This is a genomic window from Pseudomonas sp. A2 (genome assembly GCF_023100865.1).
Taxonomy (GTDB): domain Bacteria; phylum Pseudomonadota; class Gammaproteobacteria; order Pseudomonadales; family Pseudomonadaceae; genus Aquipseudomonas; species Aquipseudomonas asiatica.
The window spans coordinates 982,674-996,192 of record NZ_CP039127.1 but is presented as its reverse complement, the minus strand read 5'-3'; the positions used below and the strand labels follow the sequence as shown (position 1 = coordinate 996,192).

Genomic DNA, 13,519 nt, shown 5'->3' with positions numbered 1-13,519 from the left:
CGGTGTTCGCGGCTAAAGCCGCTCCCACAGGGTCCCGAGCATTCCTTGGCTCGGTGCAAAATGACTAAAGCCAAGCCCGAACAGGCCGATAACCGGTTATCCCCTGTTCCCCACGAAGGTCACCATGGCCACGCAAAATGCCCGCGCGGACTCGCTGTCCCTGCTGCTGTTCACCCTGCGCAGCGGCAAGTTGATGGCAATCAACCTGCTCAAGGTCAGCGAGATAATCCCCTGCCCGCCGCTGACCAAGCTGCCCGAATCGCACCCCCACGTGAAAGGCGTGGCAACCCTGCGCGGCAATTCGCTGTCGGTCATCGACCTGTCCCGCGCCATTGGCGAACGGCCGCTGGCCGACCCGGACGGCGGCTGCCTGATCGTCACCGAGATCAGCCGCTCGCGCCAGGGCCTGCATGTGCAGGCGGTCAGCCGCATCGTGCATTGCCTGAGCACCGACATCAAACCACCTCCCTATGGCTCGGGCAGCCGCTCGTTCATCACCGGCGTGACCCGGGTCGACAACACTCTGGTGCAGGTGCTGGACATCGAAAAAGTCATCCACGCCATCGCCCCGCCGGTGCCCGAACCGCATCACGCCACCCTGAGCGAGGAAGACGCCAGCCTGCTGGCCGCCGCCAATATCCTGGTGGTGGATGACAGCCAGGTAGCCCTGCAACAGTCGGTGCACACCCTGCGCAACCTCGGCGTCGAATGCCATACCGCGCGCAGCGCCAAGGACGCCATCAACGTGTTGCTGGAGCTGCAGGGCACCGCGCAGGAAATCAACGTGATCGTCTCCGACATCGAAATGAGCGAAATGGACGGCTACGCTTTCACACGCACCCTGCGCGAAACCCCCGACTTCCAGCACCTGTACATACTGCTGCACACCTCGCTGGACAGCGCGATGAGCAGTGAAAAGGCGACCCAGGCCGGGGCCAATGCCATCCTCACCAAGTTTTCCTCGCCAGAGCTGACCGATTGTCTGGTGGTGGCGGCGCGCGCCGTGGTGTTCGCCGAGCGCTGATATATTCGGAGACAAACTCCCCGGCTTGCCGTCGGGGTCGAGTCGGGCATAATTCGCCCCCCTCGCAAGTAACTTGCCGGAATCCGTATGAAGTTTTTCAGCTCTATCCTGATCAGTTTCGCCCTCTTCAGCGGTATCGCCCAGGCCTCCAGCAGCCAGGCCTGGAACGAGCAGCGCCAGCAGATGCTCAAGGCTTGCCTGGCCGCCAGCCAGTTCAAGGATGCTCACGCCCGCAGCAAGCCGGCCGAGTTCGATGACCAGGTCGGCATGAGTGCCCTGCTGATCGAAGGCGTCTACCCCCAGAAGCACATGCAGCAGCGTACCGGCACCGAGCTGTGCCTGTACGACCGCCAGCACCAGCGTGCCTTCGTCAGCGAGTGGAGCCCGGAGGTTAAGTGACCGACAGCCTGCGTTTCGCCTGTACCGGCTGCGGCAAGTGCTGTACCGGCCACCACGTGCCCTTGACCCTGGCCGAAGCGCGCCGCTGGGCAGACAACGACGGCCAGGTGGTGGTACTGATCGAAGCCTTCGTGGCGGACGGCCCTGGCATGCCGGTAGAACAGCGTGATCATGTGCTGCGTCGTTCCCATCCAGTGCCCTGTGGCGACGGCGAGGCGCGCGTCTCGGTGACCTTTGCCGCGTTCAACCCCGGGCGCTGCCGCAACCTCGACGACAACGACCTGTGCACCATCTACGACCAGCGCCCGCTGGTCTGTCGCATCTACCCGGTGGAAATCAACCCGCATATACCGCTGCGCCCGGGCAGCAAGGACTGCCCGCCGGAAGCCTGGCAACAGGGGCCGGAGCTGATTCACGGCAGGCAACTGGTCGATGCCGGGCTGGAGGCGCTGGTGCAGGCCTCGCGCCAGGCCGACCGCGATGACATCGCCGCCAAGGTGGCGGTGTGCCAGGCGCTGGGCATGACCACCAGTGCGCTCAAGGGCAACGGATTTACTGCCTACCTGCCTGACATGGGGGCCTTCCGCGCGGGTCTGGAGCAGATACCGGAGGCTGGCCTGGCACATTGGACCCTGCACGTGGAGGACGCGGCGCTGGTGGCGAGCTTGCAGGAACATGGTTTGCGCACCACCAGCGAGCCCCCGGTGTATTACGCCTTCATCAGCTTCTAGCTATGCCTTGGCGGGGCAACTGTCCTGTTCCAGATCTATGAACCGACGCCATCCCTGTGGGAGCGGCTTTAGCCGCGAACACCGGCGGAGCCGGTGCCATGTACCGCGCTGGATTCTTCGCGGGTAAACCCGCTCCCACGGGGAACGCAGATCGCCGCGCGACAGCGCAGCGCAAAAGGCGAACGATCTCCCGCGGAACAGGCGAAACTGACAGCACTGTCAGCCAGCGGTCACGCTGCCGACCCGGTTCGAGGGCTATAAGATTGAATACAGCCACTTCCCTCCCCTATGGCCAAGGTGCCCGCACCGATGCGACGTCCGTCCTGCCCTGTCATCCTCGCCGCCCTGGCGCTCCTGGTCCTGGCGGTAGCGGGTATCTGGTTCGGCCAGCGCCAGCCAGCACCTGCCACCCGCGCGCAAACCGCCATCCCGGTGCGCGTGGTCAGCGTCGTCCAGCAGAACGTGCCGCGCTATGCCAGCGCCATCGGCTCGGTGCTGTCGCTGCACAGCGTCGAGGTGCGCCCGCAAGTGGAGGGTGTACTGACCCAGGTGCTGGTCAAGGAAGGCCAGTGGGTGAAGGAAGGTGACCTGCTGGCCACCCTCGACGACCGCGCCATCCGCGCCAACCTCGACCAGGCCCGTGCCGAACTTGGCCAGAGCCAGGCGCAGATCCAGGTAGCCAACGTCGACCTGCAGCGCTACCGCCTGCTGAGTACCGACAACGGCGTGTCGAAGCAGACGCTCGACCAGCAGCAGGCCCTGGTCAACCGCCTGCAAGCCACGGTCAAGGGCAACCAGGCGGCCATCGCCAATGCCGAGGTGCAGCTGTCGTACACGCAGATCCGCTCGCCAGTGACCGGCCGGGTAGGTATTCGCAACGTCGACCCCGGCAACCTGGTGCGCACCAGCGATACCCGCAGCCTGTTCAGCGTCACCCAGATCGACCCGATCGCCGTCGAATTCGCCCTGCCGCAGCAAATGCTGCCAACCCTGCAAAGCCTGCTCAAGGCGCCCACCCCGGCACTGGTGCAGGCCTACATGGATGCCGACGGCGAACGCAGCCTGCTCGGTGAAGGCCACCTGGCACTGATCGACAATCAGATCTCCGCCACCACCGGCACCGTGCGGGTAAAAGCCGAGTTCGACAACAAGGACGGCCGCCTGTGGCCGGGCCAGCTGGTCACCATCCGCCTGCGCACCTCCGTGGAAGAAAACGCCCTGGTGGTACCGCCGCCTGTGGTACAGCGCGGCGTCGACGGGCACTTTGTCTACCGCCTGGACGGTGACAAGGTCACCAGCGTGCCGGTCAAGGTGCTGTACCAGGACAGCGGGCTCAACATCATTGCCGGGGTCAAGCCGGGCGAGCGCCTGGTGCTCGATGGCCAGTCGCGGCTCAAGCCCGGTTCGCGGGTCGAGGTGGCCCCCGACGCCCCCGCGCCGTCGGAAATGGCCGACCGCCGGAGCCAGCCATGAACACGCGCAACGGTGTTTCGGCCTGGTGCATCGACCACCCCATCGCCACCCTGCTGCTGACCTTCGCCTTGGTGCTGCTGGGGGCCATCGCCTTCCCGCGCCTGCCGGTGGCACCACTGCCGGAAGCCGACTTCCCGACCATCCAGGTCACCGCCCAGCTGCCCGGCGCCAGCCCGGAAACCATGGCCTCGTCGGTGGCCACGCCGCTGGAAGTGCAGTTCAGCGCCATCCCCGGCATGACCCAGATGACCAGCAGCAGCGCACTGGGCTCGACCAACCTGATCCTGCAGTTCACGCTAGACAAAAACATCGACACCGCCGCCCAGGAAGTGCAGGCGGCCATCAACACCGCCACCGCGCGCCTGCCGCAAGACCTGCCCAACCCGCCGACCTGGCGCAAGGTCAACCCGGCGGACAGCCCGGTGCTGGTGCTGACGGTAAGCTCCAGCCAGATGCCTGGCAACGACCTCAGCGACTACGCCGAAACCCTGCTCGCGCGCCAGCTGAGCCAGATCGACGGGGTCGGCCTGATCAACATCACCGGGCAACTGCGCCCGGCGATCCGCGTGCAGGCGCACCCCGAGAAACTGGCCGCCATCGGCCTGACCCTGGCCGACCTGCGCCAGGCCATCCAGCAGACCAGCCTGAACCTGGCCAAGGGTGCGCTGTACGGCGAACACAGCGTGTCGACCATCGCCGCCAACGACCAGTTGTTCCACCCCGATGACTACGCCCAGCTGATCGTCTCCTACCGTGACGGTGCACCGGTGCACCTGAAGGACGTGGCCAAGGTGATCAATGGCGCCGAGAACGCCTACGTCAAAGCCTGGTCCGGCGACCAGCCTGGGCTGAACCTGGTGATTTTCCGCCAGCCAGGCGCCAACATCGTCGATACCGTGGACCGGGTACTGGCTGCCCTGCCCAAGCTGCAGGAGATGCTGCCAGCCTCGGTCGAAGTGTCGGTGCTGCAGGACCGCACCCAGACCATCCGTGCCTCGCTGCATGAAGTGGAGCTGACCCTGATGATCGCCGTGGCCTTGGTGATCGGGGTGATGGCGCTGTTCCTGCGCCAGTGGTCGGCGACCATGGTGGTGTCCAGCGTGCTCGGCGTATCGCTGATCGCCAGTTGCGCGCTGATGTACATCTTCGGCTTCAGCCTGAACAACCTGACCCTGGTGGCCATCGTCATCTCGGTGGGCTTCGTGGTCGACGATGCCATCGTCGTGGTGGAGAACATCCACCGTCACCTGGAGGCCGGCGACGACAGCCGCACGGCAGCGCTCAAGGGCGCCGGGGAAATAGGCTTCACCGTGGTGTCGATCAGTTTCTCGCTGATCGCCGCGTTCATCCCGCTGCTGTTCATGGGCGGCGTGGTCGGCCGGCTGTTCAAGGAGTTCGCCCTGACCGCCACCGCCACCATCCTGATTTCGGTGGTGGTTTCGCTGACCCTGGCGCCAACCCTGTGCGCACTGTTCATGCACCGCCCGCCCGGAGAGCACAAGGGCGGCTTCGGCGAGCGGCTGGTCAGGTGGTACGAAAAGGGCCTGGATCACGCGCTCACCCACCAGCGCCTCACCCTCGGCATGTTCGGCCTGACCCTGGCCCTGGCGGTGGCCGGTTACGTGGGTATCCCAAAGGGCTTTTTCCCGCTGCAGGACACCGGCTTCATCCTTGGCACCAGCGAGGCGGCAGCGGATGTGTCGTACCCGTCGATGATCGAGAAGCACCAGGCGCTGGCCAAAATCATCGAGGCCGACCCGGCGGTGCGCGCGTTCTCCCACTCGGTGGGCGTCACCGGCAGCAACCAGACCATCGCCAACGGCCGTTTCTGGATCGCCCTCAAACCGCGTGGCGAACGCGATGTGTCGGCCAGCGAACTGATCGACCGGCTGCGACCCAAGCTGGCCCAGGTACCAGGCATCGTCCTGTACATGCGTGCCGGCCAGGACATCAACCTAAGCTCCGGCCCGTCGCGCACCCAGTACCAGTACGTGCTCAAGAGCAACGACGGCATGGCGCTGAACCTGTGGACCCAGCGCCTGACCGAGCGCCTGCGGGAAAACCCGGCGTTCCGCGACCTGTCCAACGACCTGCAACTGGGCGCCAGCGTCACCCGCATCGATATCGACCGCCAGGCCGCGGCACGTTTCGGCCTGACCACCACCGACGTCGACCAGGCGTTGTACGACGCCTTCGGCCAACGGCAGATCAGTGAATTCCAGACCGAGACCAACCAGTACAAGGTGATCCTCGAACTGGATGCCCGCCAGCGCGGCAAGGCCGAAAGCCTCAACTACTTCTACCTGCGCTCGCCGCTGACCAACGAGATGGTACCGCTGTCGGCAGTAGCCCATGTAGCGGCGCCCAGCACCGGGCCGCTGTCGATCAGCCACGATGGCCTGTTCCCGGCGGCCAACCTGTCGTTCAACCTGGCCCCGGGCGTGGCCCTGGGCGATGCGGTGACCATCCTCGAGCGCACCCAGCGCGAGCTGGGCATGCCCGACTCCATCAGCGGCAACTTCCAGGGCGCGGCCCAGGCCTTCCAGAGTTCGCTGTCGAGCCAGCCTTGGCTGATCCTGGCTGCGCTGGTGGCGGTGTACATCATCCTCGGCGTGCTGTACGAAAGCTTCGTCCACCCGCTGACGATCATTTCCACCCTGCCCTCGGCCGGCCTCGGCGCGCTGATCCTGTTGTGGGCCTTGGGCCAGGACTTCAGCATCATGGGGCTGATCGGCGTGGTGCTTCTGATCGGTATCGTCAAGAAAAACGGCATCCTGCTGATCGACTTCGCCCTGGAGGCCCAACGCCGTCAGGGCCTGACCCCGGAGCAGGCGATCCATCAGGCCTGCCTGACGCGCTTCCGGCCGATCATCATGACCACCCTGGCCGCCTTGCTCGGCGCGGTGCCGCTGATGTTCGGCTTCGGCACCGGTTCCGAACTGCGCCAGCCACTGGGCATCGCCGTGGTTGGCGGCCTGCTGGTGAGCCAGGCGCTGACGCTGTTCACCACCCCGGTCATATACTTGGCCCTGGAGCGCCTGTTCCACCGCCGTCAGGCCGCCCGTGCGGCGGCGCCCAGTGCCAGTTAGGACAAGACCATGCGTGTGCTGATCATCGAAGACGAAGAAAAAACCGCCGACTACCTGCATCGCGGCCTCAGCGAACAGGGGTTTACCGTCGACCTGGCGCGGGACGGCATCGATGGCCTGCACCTGGCCCTGGAAGGTGACTACGCAGTGATCGTGCTGGATGTGATGCTGCCGGGCCTGGACGGTTATGGCGTGCTGCGCGCCCTGCGCGCGCGCAAGCAGACACCGGTCATCATGCTGACCGCCCGTGAACGGGTCGAAGACCGTATCCATGGCCTGCGCGAGGGTGCCGACGACTATCTGGGCAAGCCGTTTTCCTTCCTCGAACTGGTCGCCCGCCTGCAAGCCCTGACCCGCCGTAGCAGCAACCATGAACCGCTGCAGGTGCAGGTGGGTGACCTGTGGATTGACCTGATGGCGCGCAAGGCCACACGCGCCGGCCAGCGCCTGGAGCTGACGGCCAAGGAGTTCTCGCTGCTCAGCGTGCTGGCCCGCCGACAAGGTGAAATCCTGTCGAAGACAGCGATTGCCGAGCTGGTCTGGGACATCAATTTCGACAGCGATGCCAACGTCGTCGAAGTGGCGATCAAGCGCCTGCGCGCCAAGCTCGACGGGCCTTTCGACAACAAGTTGCTGCACACCATCCGAGGCATGGGCTATGTCCTGGAAAGCCGTGCGGGGTAATTCCATCGCGCTGCGCCTGTCGGCGCTGTTCATCCTGGTGGCGCTGGGCGTGTTCCTGCTGATCGGCTCGGCGCTGTACCGCCAGGTAGACCGCAGCCTCGACCTGCTGCCGCAAGCCGAACTGGACGCGCGCTTCAGTGTGCTCGAGTCCACCCTCAACCGCTTCGGCACACCGGAACACTGGGTCAAGATCAACAACAAGCTCAACCTGCTAAGTGAAGAGGACAAGCGCATTCGCTTCTGGGTAGTCAGCAGCAACCCGGCCTACGAATACGGCCACCCCAGCGAGCTGGTCCGCGCCTTCGCCGAAGGCGCGCAGGGCATGCGCGACCTGCACCTGCCCGACCGGCCCTACCCTTACAAGGTGCTGGTCAGCGAACTGCCGGCCCTGGGCGAGCGGCCGCCGCTGCGCTTTCTGATCGGCATCGACACCGAAACATTCTGGCAGGCGCAGCACAGCCTGCTGGTGGCGATTGTCGGGCTGGCGGTGCTCGGCGTGCTGCTGGCCTCGCTGCTGAGCTACTGGGTGGCGCGCATCGGCCTGCGCCCGCTGCTGGCATTGTCCGTTGAGGCCCAGGCCCTGGCCCCTCCGCGCCTGGACGGGCGCCTGCAGACCCACGCCCTGGCCCCGGAACTGGCGCAGTTCGCCGGCGCCTTCAATGCTGCGCTCGACCGGGTAAGCCAGGCCTACTCGCGGCTGGAGGCGTTCAATGCCGACGTCGCCCACGAACTGCGCTCGCCGCTGACCAACCTGATCGGCCAGACCCAGGTTGCACTGACCCGAGGGCGCAGCGCCGAGCATTACTTCGAAGTGCTGCAATCGAACCTTGAGGAGCTGGAGCGCCTGCGCAGCATCATCAACGACATGCTGTTCCTGGCCAGTGCCGACCAGGGCAGCAAGGCCACTGCCCTGACCCAGGCCTCGCTGGCCCAGGAAGTGGCGACCACCCTGGACTACCTGGACTACATTCTCGAAGATGCGCAAGTCAGCGTGCGTGTGAGCGGTGACGCCCAGGCGCCCATCGAAAAGGCCCAGCTGCGCCGGGCGCTGATCAACCTGCTGAACAACGCCGTGCAGCACACCGCACCGCACCAGGTGATCGAGGTGCAGATCGCTGCCGGGCCGGAGCAGGTCAGTATCGCCGTGAGCAACCCGGGGCCGGCGATCGACGATGAGCACCTGCCGTTGTTGTTCGAGCGCTTCTACCGGGTGGATGCGGCACGTAGCAATAGTGGTGGGGGTAACCATGGGTTGGGGTTGGCGATCGTCAAGGCGATTGCGCTGATGCATGGTGGGGAGGTGTTCGTGCGTAGTGCCGCGGGGGCCAATACCTTTGGTATCCAGTTACCAACCTCAAGGCCTACCCCGCCCGTGTAGGAGCAGCCTTGCGCTGCGAAAGGGCCGGTAGACCCCAATATCCTCTGATGCCTTCACTGGCCCTTTCGCAGCACAAGGCTGCTCCTACAAAGAAGCGCGGAAGTGCTCTAGGCTGGGGGTTTGCGGCGAAAGTCCAATTGCTTTTACTGCGATAGTTACCTTTTGCGCAACAGTGCTTATCGCTCTTCGCTCTGTTTCAAGTGCATTGAAAGGACTAACTTTACCCCCGTCCTCATTAGCACTTGCATCGCAAGAAGGTAGTTTCAAATGTCCAACAGTATGGGTATTGCCAGCGTCTTCGTCCTGTCTTCCCTGTTGTTGTCGCCCCTGGCCATGGCTGAAGAATCCAAGGCTTTCGTCACCCGTAATGCTGAGTTCGCCGCAGTCCACCAAGAGGCCCGCGAAGCCGTAGCCGCACAGCAGGTAGACACCGCAAAAGACGCTAAACAGACAGCTTCCAAGAACTCTGTCGATGCCAATGCCGACAGCTGATCAAGTGCTGTCGCTGCTCCCGTTTTCCCTTGGCTACGCCATGGGCACTACCAGTGCCGATATGTTAGCCTTTTAAAGCCGCTGCCGATCAGCGGCTTTTTTTATGTGCTTCAACTATCAGCCAAGCTGTAACGTTCACCTATAAAAAAGACGCACATTCGAAAATAAAAACTGCCCCACCGCCAGACCCAAGGAGCTAGTACCGGTGCCTTCCGCGTTTCGTTTTACCCCGCTGTTCATTGCGTTGACTGCAACGATCCCTTTCGCCGCCCAGGCAGATGAAGACAAGGCTGATGGCTTCATCGAAGGCTCGTCCTTCAACCTGCATTTCCGTAATGCCTACTTCAACCGCGACAACCACAACGCCGGCGTGCGCGACACCCGCGAGTGGGGCCAAGGTGCGGTTGCACGTTTCGAGTCGGGCTACACCCCGGGTGTGGTCGGCTTTGGCCTGGACGCCCATGCCATGCTGGGCCTGAAGCTCGACGGGGGCGGCGGCCATGCTGGCACCAGCATCCTGCCGACCCACCAGAAGAACGAAGACGAACTGGGTGCTGCCCCGCACTCCTTCTCCACCGCCGGTGCCGCAGTCAAGCTCAAGGCGTTCGACACCGAGCTGAAAGCCGGTGACCTGTTCCTCACCAACCCGGTGATCGCTGGCGGCGAAACCCGCATGCTGCCGCAGACCTTCCGTGGTGTGAGCCTGACCAACACCAGCATCGACGGCCTGCTGCTCGAAGGCGGCCAGGTGAGCTTCACCAAGCCGTACAACCAGAGCGGCCACCGCCGCATCGACACCTACTACGGTTCGCTGGGCGAGCATGACAAAAGCAAGCACCTGAACTGGGCCGGCGCGTCGTGGAGTGGCACCCCGAACATCACTGCCAACCTGTATGCGGCCGAACTGAAGGACATCTGGAACCAGTACTACGCCGATTTCGACTACACCTATGTGGTCAACGATCTGGTCAGCCTGAACCCGGGCGTGCACTTCTATCACACTCAGGACACCGGCCAGGCACTGCTGGGCAAGATCGACAACAACACCTACAGCGTGCATTTCACCGTCAACGCCGGGTTCCACAGCGTCACGGCCGCCTATCAGCGGGTCAATGGCAACACGCCGTTCGACTACATCAACCTGGGCGACAGCGTCTATTTGGACAACTCGCGCATGTACTCGGACTTCAACGCACCGAACGAGCGCTCGTGGAAGCTGCAGTACAACTATGACTTCGCTGGTGTGGGCATCCCTGGCCTGAGTACGGTGCTGTCGTACTCGCGCGGTGAAGCCGACCTGACCAAGGCGGTCCAGGACACCACCCACTACGACTACTACCGTGCCGATGGCAAGAACGCCATGCACTGGGAGCGCGACGTGGACGTGAAGTACGTGTTCCAGGAGGGTGACCTGAAGGACCTGTCGGTGCTGGTGCGCTATGCCACCCACCGCGGCAGCCAGGGTTATGCGCCGATCGACAGCAACAGCGACAACGATGAACTGCGGGTGATCGTGGATTACCCGTTGAACGTGTTCTGATCCTGGACCGCAAGCTAGACATCCAACCTGTGGGAGCGGGCGTGCCCGCGAACACCGGCGAAGCCGGTGCCATGCACCGCGGCGCTTGCTTCGCGGGCATGCCCGCTCCCACAAGGTTCGCGGTCAGTCCAGAAAAAGGTATACCGTGATTCCGTCGGAGAAATCTTGTCCGACAATCCCTGCTTCCCTAGAATGTCGCCGCCGCGAATGGCCCTGCCCACGCAGTAGCGAGCATGACCTCCCGATCACCGCGTTTCGCACTCTACAGGTCACACCCCGAGCTGCTCCTCAACCTGGGCAGTTGCCTTGCCGTGCTCGCCATCGTGGCCATCGTCAGCTACCTGCTGGCGCGGGAGCGCGACAATATCGAGCTGTCGGCGATCCGCTCGTCCAACAATATTGTCCAGCTGATCGAAAGCGACATCCTGCGCAATGTCGAACTCTACGACCAGTCGCTGCAGGGCCTGATCTGGGCGGTCGGGCGCAAGGAGCTGCCGGAAATACCCGGCCCGGTGCGTCAACGCCTGCTATTCAATGAAGCCTTCGTCGACCGCAAGCGCGGTGACGTGCTGTGGCTGGACAAGCAAGGCAACGTGGTGGGCGATTCCACCAGTAGCGTGCCACGCAAGGCCAACTTCAGCGGTACAGGGGTATTCCAGGCCCATCTGCACAACGCCAACCTCGGCCTGCTGGTCGGCCCGCCGTTCAAGGCCAGGCTCGGCGACCTGGACTGGTGCATCAGTTTCAGCCGGCGCATTTCCGGGCCCAATGGCGAGTTCGTCGGCCTGGCCGCGGGGGCACTGCGCCTGTCGTACTTCAGTGACCTGTTTCAGCGCCTGGACATCGGCGACGATAGCAGCATCAACCTGCTCAACACAGACGGCCAACTGTTGGCCCGCCAGCCCAGCCGCGCGCAAGACCCGGCGATTGGCAGCAATTATGCCGAACGGCCCAATTTCAAACGCATTCTCAGCGAGCAGAACGGCAGCTTTACCGCACGCTCCAGCCGCAACGGCACCCCGCGCATGTACACCTTTGCCCGGGTCGCTCAGTTGCCGCTGATCGTGCTGGTCGTGCGTTCGGCCGATGAGGTTTTCGAGTCGTGGCGCCGCACTGCGATCGTGGTCGGCGTCGCCACAGGGGTACTGTGTGTGGGTATCCTCTGGCTGACCCTGCTGCTGGGCCGCGAGTTGCGCCGCCGACAAGAGGCCGAACAGGGTCTGGCCAACCTGGCCGCCACCGACAGCCTGACCGGCTTGCCCAACCGCCGCCACCTGGACCAGGTACTCCGTCAGGAATGGGCCCGCGCCCAGCGCAATCGCAAGTCATTGGCAGTGCTGATGGTGGATGTGGATCACTTCAAGGCATTCAACCAGCGCCACGGCCACGCCGGTGGCGACCATGCCTTGCGCGAAGTGGCCAGGACCATCGAGGCGTGCATCCGGCGCCCGGCCGATCTGGCGGCGCGCTATGGGGGTGAAGAATTCCAGGTGGTGTTGCCGGAAACTGACCTGGCCGGCGCGCAACTGCTGGCGGAGCGCATCCGCGCCAGCGTCGAGGCGCTGGCACCGTTTGCCGACGATGCCCACTCTGTCACGGTGAGCATCGGCATCGGCCTGTCAGGCACCCAGCACGACCTGGCGAGGGTGCTGGGTGCTGCCGATGAAGCGCTCTACCGTGCCAAGGCCAAAGGCCGCAACCGGGTAGAGGGGCCTGCGGACTAGCTGCGGGCGCGCGCGGCGTTGCGCAAGGCCCTGACCTGATCATGGTTACGCTGCACACCTTGCAGCTGTTTTTCCACCAAGGTGTAGGTCTGGTCGCTGGCGGTGCGGCCCAGCTTGACCAGTTTCTCGCGAGCTTCCTTGTAGGCCTTGAGGGCATGGTCCTCGCCCCGCTCCACCTCGTTCAGCACCGCTTCCTCATCCTTGCCGGTGACCATCGCCTTGAGGTTTACCCAACCCCGATGCAGGTCACCGCTGATGCTGGTGGAGGTTTCCGGGTCGCCACCCAGGCGACGCACTTCGCTCTGCAGTTCGCCGGCCGCATTGGCGCACTCACCGGCACGTTGAACGAAGAACGCTTTAAGTTCGGGGTTTTTCACATCATCGGCAGAGGCCTTGAAACCTTTCTCACCATCCTTGCTGTACTCGATCAGGTCGTTGAGCACGTCGATCACGTCTTTGTTGGGATTGCTCATGGCACAAACTCCTTGGCAGGTGATAGTCATCTGTAAGGGAGCAGCGTTCGTGCCAAGCGAGGATTATCTACAAATTCCTTAATAATCAATAAGATAGAAACACAAGGTCTGAGTTTGATCACGGCGTTCTGCATGATTGCCGCTTGGGCCTTCGTGCAGATTGCAGTATGGTCGGCGCTTTTCAACAACCAGGTGCGCCGATGATGAAGCCGGAAACCCTCGAACTGCTGGTCACCCGCACCATGCCGTTTGGCAAGTACCAGGGACGAATCATTGCCGACCTGCCAGGGGATTACCTGGCCTGGTTTGCGCGCAAGGGTTTCCCGGCGGGGGAGTTGGGTGGGTTGCTGGCGCTGATGCACGAGATCGATCACAACGGGCTGGGCGATCTGCTTGTGCCGTTGCGGCAGAAGCACGGGCAGTGACCTGTTCTGGCCTCTTCGCGGGCGAACCCGCTCCCACAGAGACCGCGCCGGACCTGATGCCTGTGCAGTACCTGTGGGAGCGGGTTC

Annotated in this window: 12 protein-coding genes; 11 read left to right on the top strand and 1 reads right to left on the bottom strand. The window is 63.8% G+C overall.

Annotated elements, in window-relative coordinates:
• Positions 1 to 124 precede the first annotated feature (124 nt).
• The 10 genes from E5221_RS04665 to E5221_RS04620 all read left to right on the top strand — a co-directional run bounded on the left by E5221_RS04665 (position 125) and on the right by E5221_RS04620 (position 12,534).
• Positions 125 to 1,024: a chemotaxis protein gene (locus tag E5221_RS04665; protein WP_015268990.1), complete on the top strand. Its 900-nt coding sequence runs from the start codon at positions 125 to 127 to the stop codon at positions 1,022 to 1,024.
• Positions 1,025 to 1,111: 87 nt separating this feature from the next.
• On the top strand, positions 1,112 to 1,423 hold the full coding sequence (locus E5221_RS04660; RefSeq protein WP_247846920.1) for a hypothetical protein: 312 nt from the start codon (positions 1,112 to 1,114) through the stop codon (positions 1,421 to 1,423).
• Entirely contained in the window at positions 1,420 to 2,154 is a 735-nt protein-coding gene (locus tag E5221_RS04655) for a YkgJ family cysteine cluster protein (protein WP_247846919.1), read from the top strand. The genes E5221_RS04660 and E5221_RS04655 overlap by 4 nt, the downstream gene beginning before the upstream one ends.
• Before the next feature lie 309 nt (positions 2,155 to 2,463).
• Positions 2,464 to 3,627 carry an efflux RND transporter periplasmic adaptor subunit gene (locus tag E5221_RS04650; RefSeq protein ID WP_247846918.1) on the top strand — a complete coding sequence of 388 codons (1,164 nt, stop codon included), beginning with the start codon at positions 2,464 to 2,466 and terminating at the stop codon, positions 3,625 to 3,627.
• Positions 3,624 to 6,716 (top strand): multidrug efflux RND transporter permease subunit, encoded by a 3,093-nt coding sequence (locus E5221_RS04645; protein ID WP_247846917.1) that lies wholly within the window; start codon positions 3,624 to 3,626, stop codon positions 6,714 to 6,716. Before E5221_RS04650 ends, E5221_RS04645 begins: the two co-directional genes overlap by 4 nt.
• 9 nt (positions 6,717 to 6,725) lie before the next feature.
• Entirely contained in the window at positions 6,726 to 7,400 is a 675-nt protein-coding gene (locus E5221_RS04640; RefSeq protein WP_024086289.1) for a heavy metal response regulator transcription factor, read from the top strand.
• Positions 7,375 to 8,778: a heavy metal sensor histidine kinase gene (locus E5221_RS04635; RefSeq protein ID WP_123085374.1), complete on the top strand. Its 1,404-nt coding sequence runs from the start codon at positions 7,375 to 7,377 to the stop codon at positions 8,776 to 8,778. The genes E5221_RS04640 and E5221_RS04635 overlap by 26 nt, the downstream gene beginning before the upstream one ends.
• Before the next feature lie 267 nt (positions 8,779 to 9,045).
• Entirely contained in the window at positions 9,046 to 9,270 is a 225-nt protein-coding gene (locus E5221_RS04630) for a hypothetical protein (protein ID WP_123085373.1), read from the top strand.
• A 205-nt stretch (positions 9,271 to 9,475) separates the two neighbouring features.
• Positions 9,476 to 10,810, top strand: a complete 1,335-nt coding sequence (locus E5221_RS04625; protein WP_247846916.1) for an OprD family porin — start codon at positions 9,476 to 9,478, stop codon at positions 10,808 to 10,810.
• Positions 10,811 to 11,043: 233 nt separating this feature from the next.
• Positions 11,044 to 12,534 (top strand): sensor domain-containing diguanylate cyclase, encoded by a 1,491-nt coding sequence (locus tag E5221_RS04620; RefSeq protein WP_015268981.1) that lies wholly within the window; start codon positions 11,044 to 11,046, stop codon positions 12,532 to 12,534.
• Here the strand turns inward: E5221_RS04620 and E5221_RS04615 are convergent.
• Positions 12,531 to 13,007 (bottom strand): PA2169 family four-helix-bundle protein, encoded by a 477-nt coding sequence (locus tag E5221_RS04615; protein WP_013970965.1) that lies wholly within the window; start codon positions 13,005 to 13,007, stop codon positions 12,531 to 12,533. The two genes, E5221_RS04620 and E5221_RS04615, sit on opposite strands and share 4 nt — an antisense overlap.
• A 203-nt stretch (positions 13,008 to 13,210) precedes the next feature.
• Here E5221_RS04615 and E5221_RS04610 point away from each other — a divergent pair, with 203 nt between their 5' ends.
• Positions 13,211 to 13,432 (top strand): DUF3820 family protein, encoded by a 222-nt coding sequence (locus E5221_RS04610; protein ID WP_247847724.1) that lies wholly within the window; start codon positions 13,211 to 13,213, stop codon positions 13,430 to 13,432.
• Positions 13,433 to 13,519 lie beyond the last annotated feature (87 nt).

Bases quoted from the DNA above. Each gene is read 5' to 3' on its own strand.
- E5221_RS04665 (WP_015268990.1), top strand. From the start codon at position 125: ATGGCCACGCAAAATGCCCGCGCGGACTCGCTGTCCCTGCTGCTGTTC.
- E5221_RS04660 (WP_247846920.1), top strand. From the start codon at position 1,112: ATGAAGTTTTTCAGCTCTATCCTGATCAGTTTCGCCCTCTTCAGCGGT.
- E5221_RS04650 (WP_247846918.1), top strand. From the start codon at position 2,464: ATGCGACGTCCGTCCTGCCCTGTCATCCTCGCCGCCCTGGCGCTCCTG.
- E5221_RS04645 (WP_247846917.1), top strand. From the start codon at position 3,624: ATGAACACGCGCAACGGTGTTTCGGCCTGGTGCATCGACCACCCCATC.
- E5221_RS04640 (WP_024086289.1), top strand. From the start codon at position 6,726: ATGCGTGTGCTGATCATCGAAGACGAAGAAAAAACCGCCGACTACCTG.
- E5221_RS04635 (WP_123085374.1), top strand. From the start codon at position 7,375: ATGTCCTGGAAAGCCGTGCGGGGTAATTCCATCGCGCTGCGCCTGTCG.
- E5221_RS04630 (WP_123085373.1), top strand. From the start codon at position 9,046: ATGTCCAACAGTATGGGTATTGCCAGCGTCTTCGTCCTGTCTTCCCTG.
- E5221_RS04620 (WP_015268981.1), top strand. From the start codon at position 11,044: ATGACCTCCCGATCACCGCGTTTCGCACTCTACAGGTCACACCCCGAG.
- E5221_RS04615 (WP_013970965.1), bottom strand. From the start codon at position 13,007: ATGAGCAATCCCAACAAAGACGTGATCGACGTGCTCAACGACCTGATC.
- E5221_RS04610 (WP_247847724.1), top strand. From the start codon at position 13,211: ATGAAGCCGGAAACCCTCGAACTGCTGGTCACCCGCACCATGCCGTTT.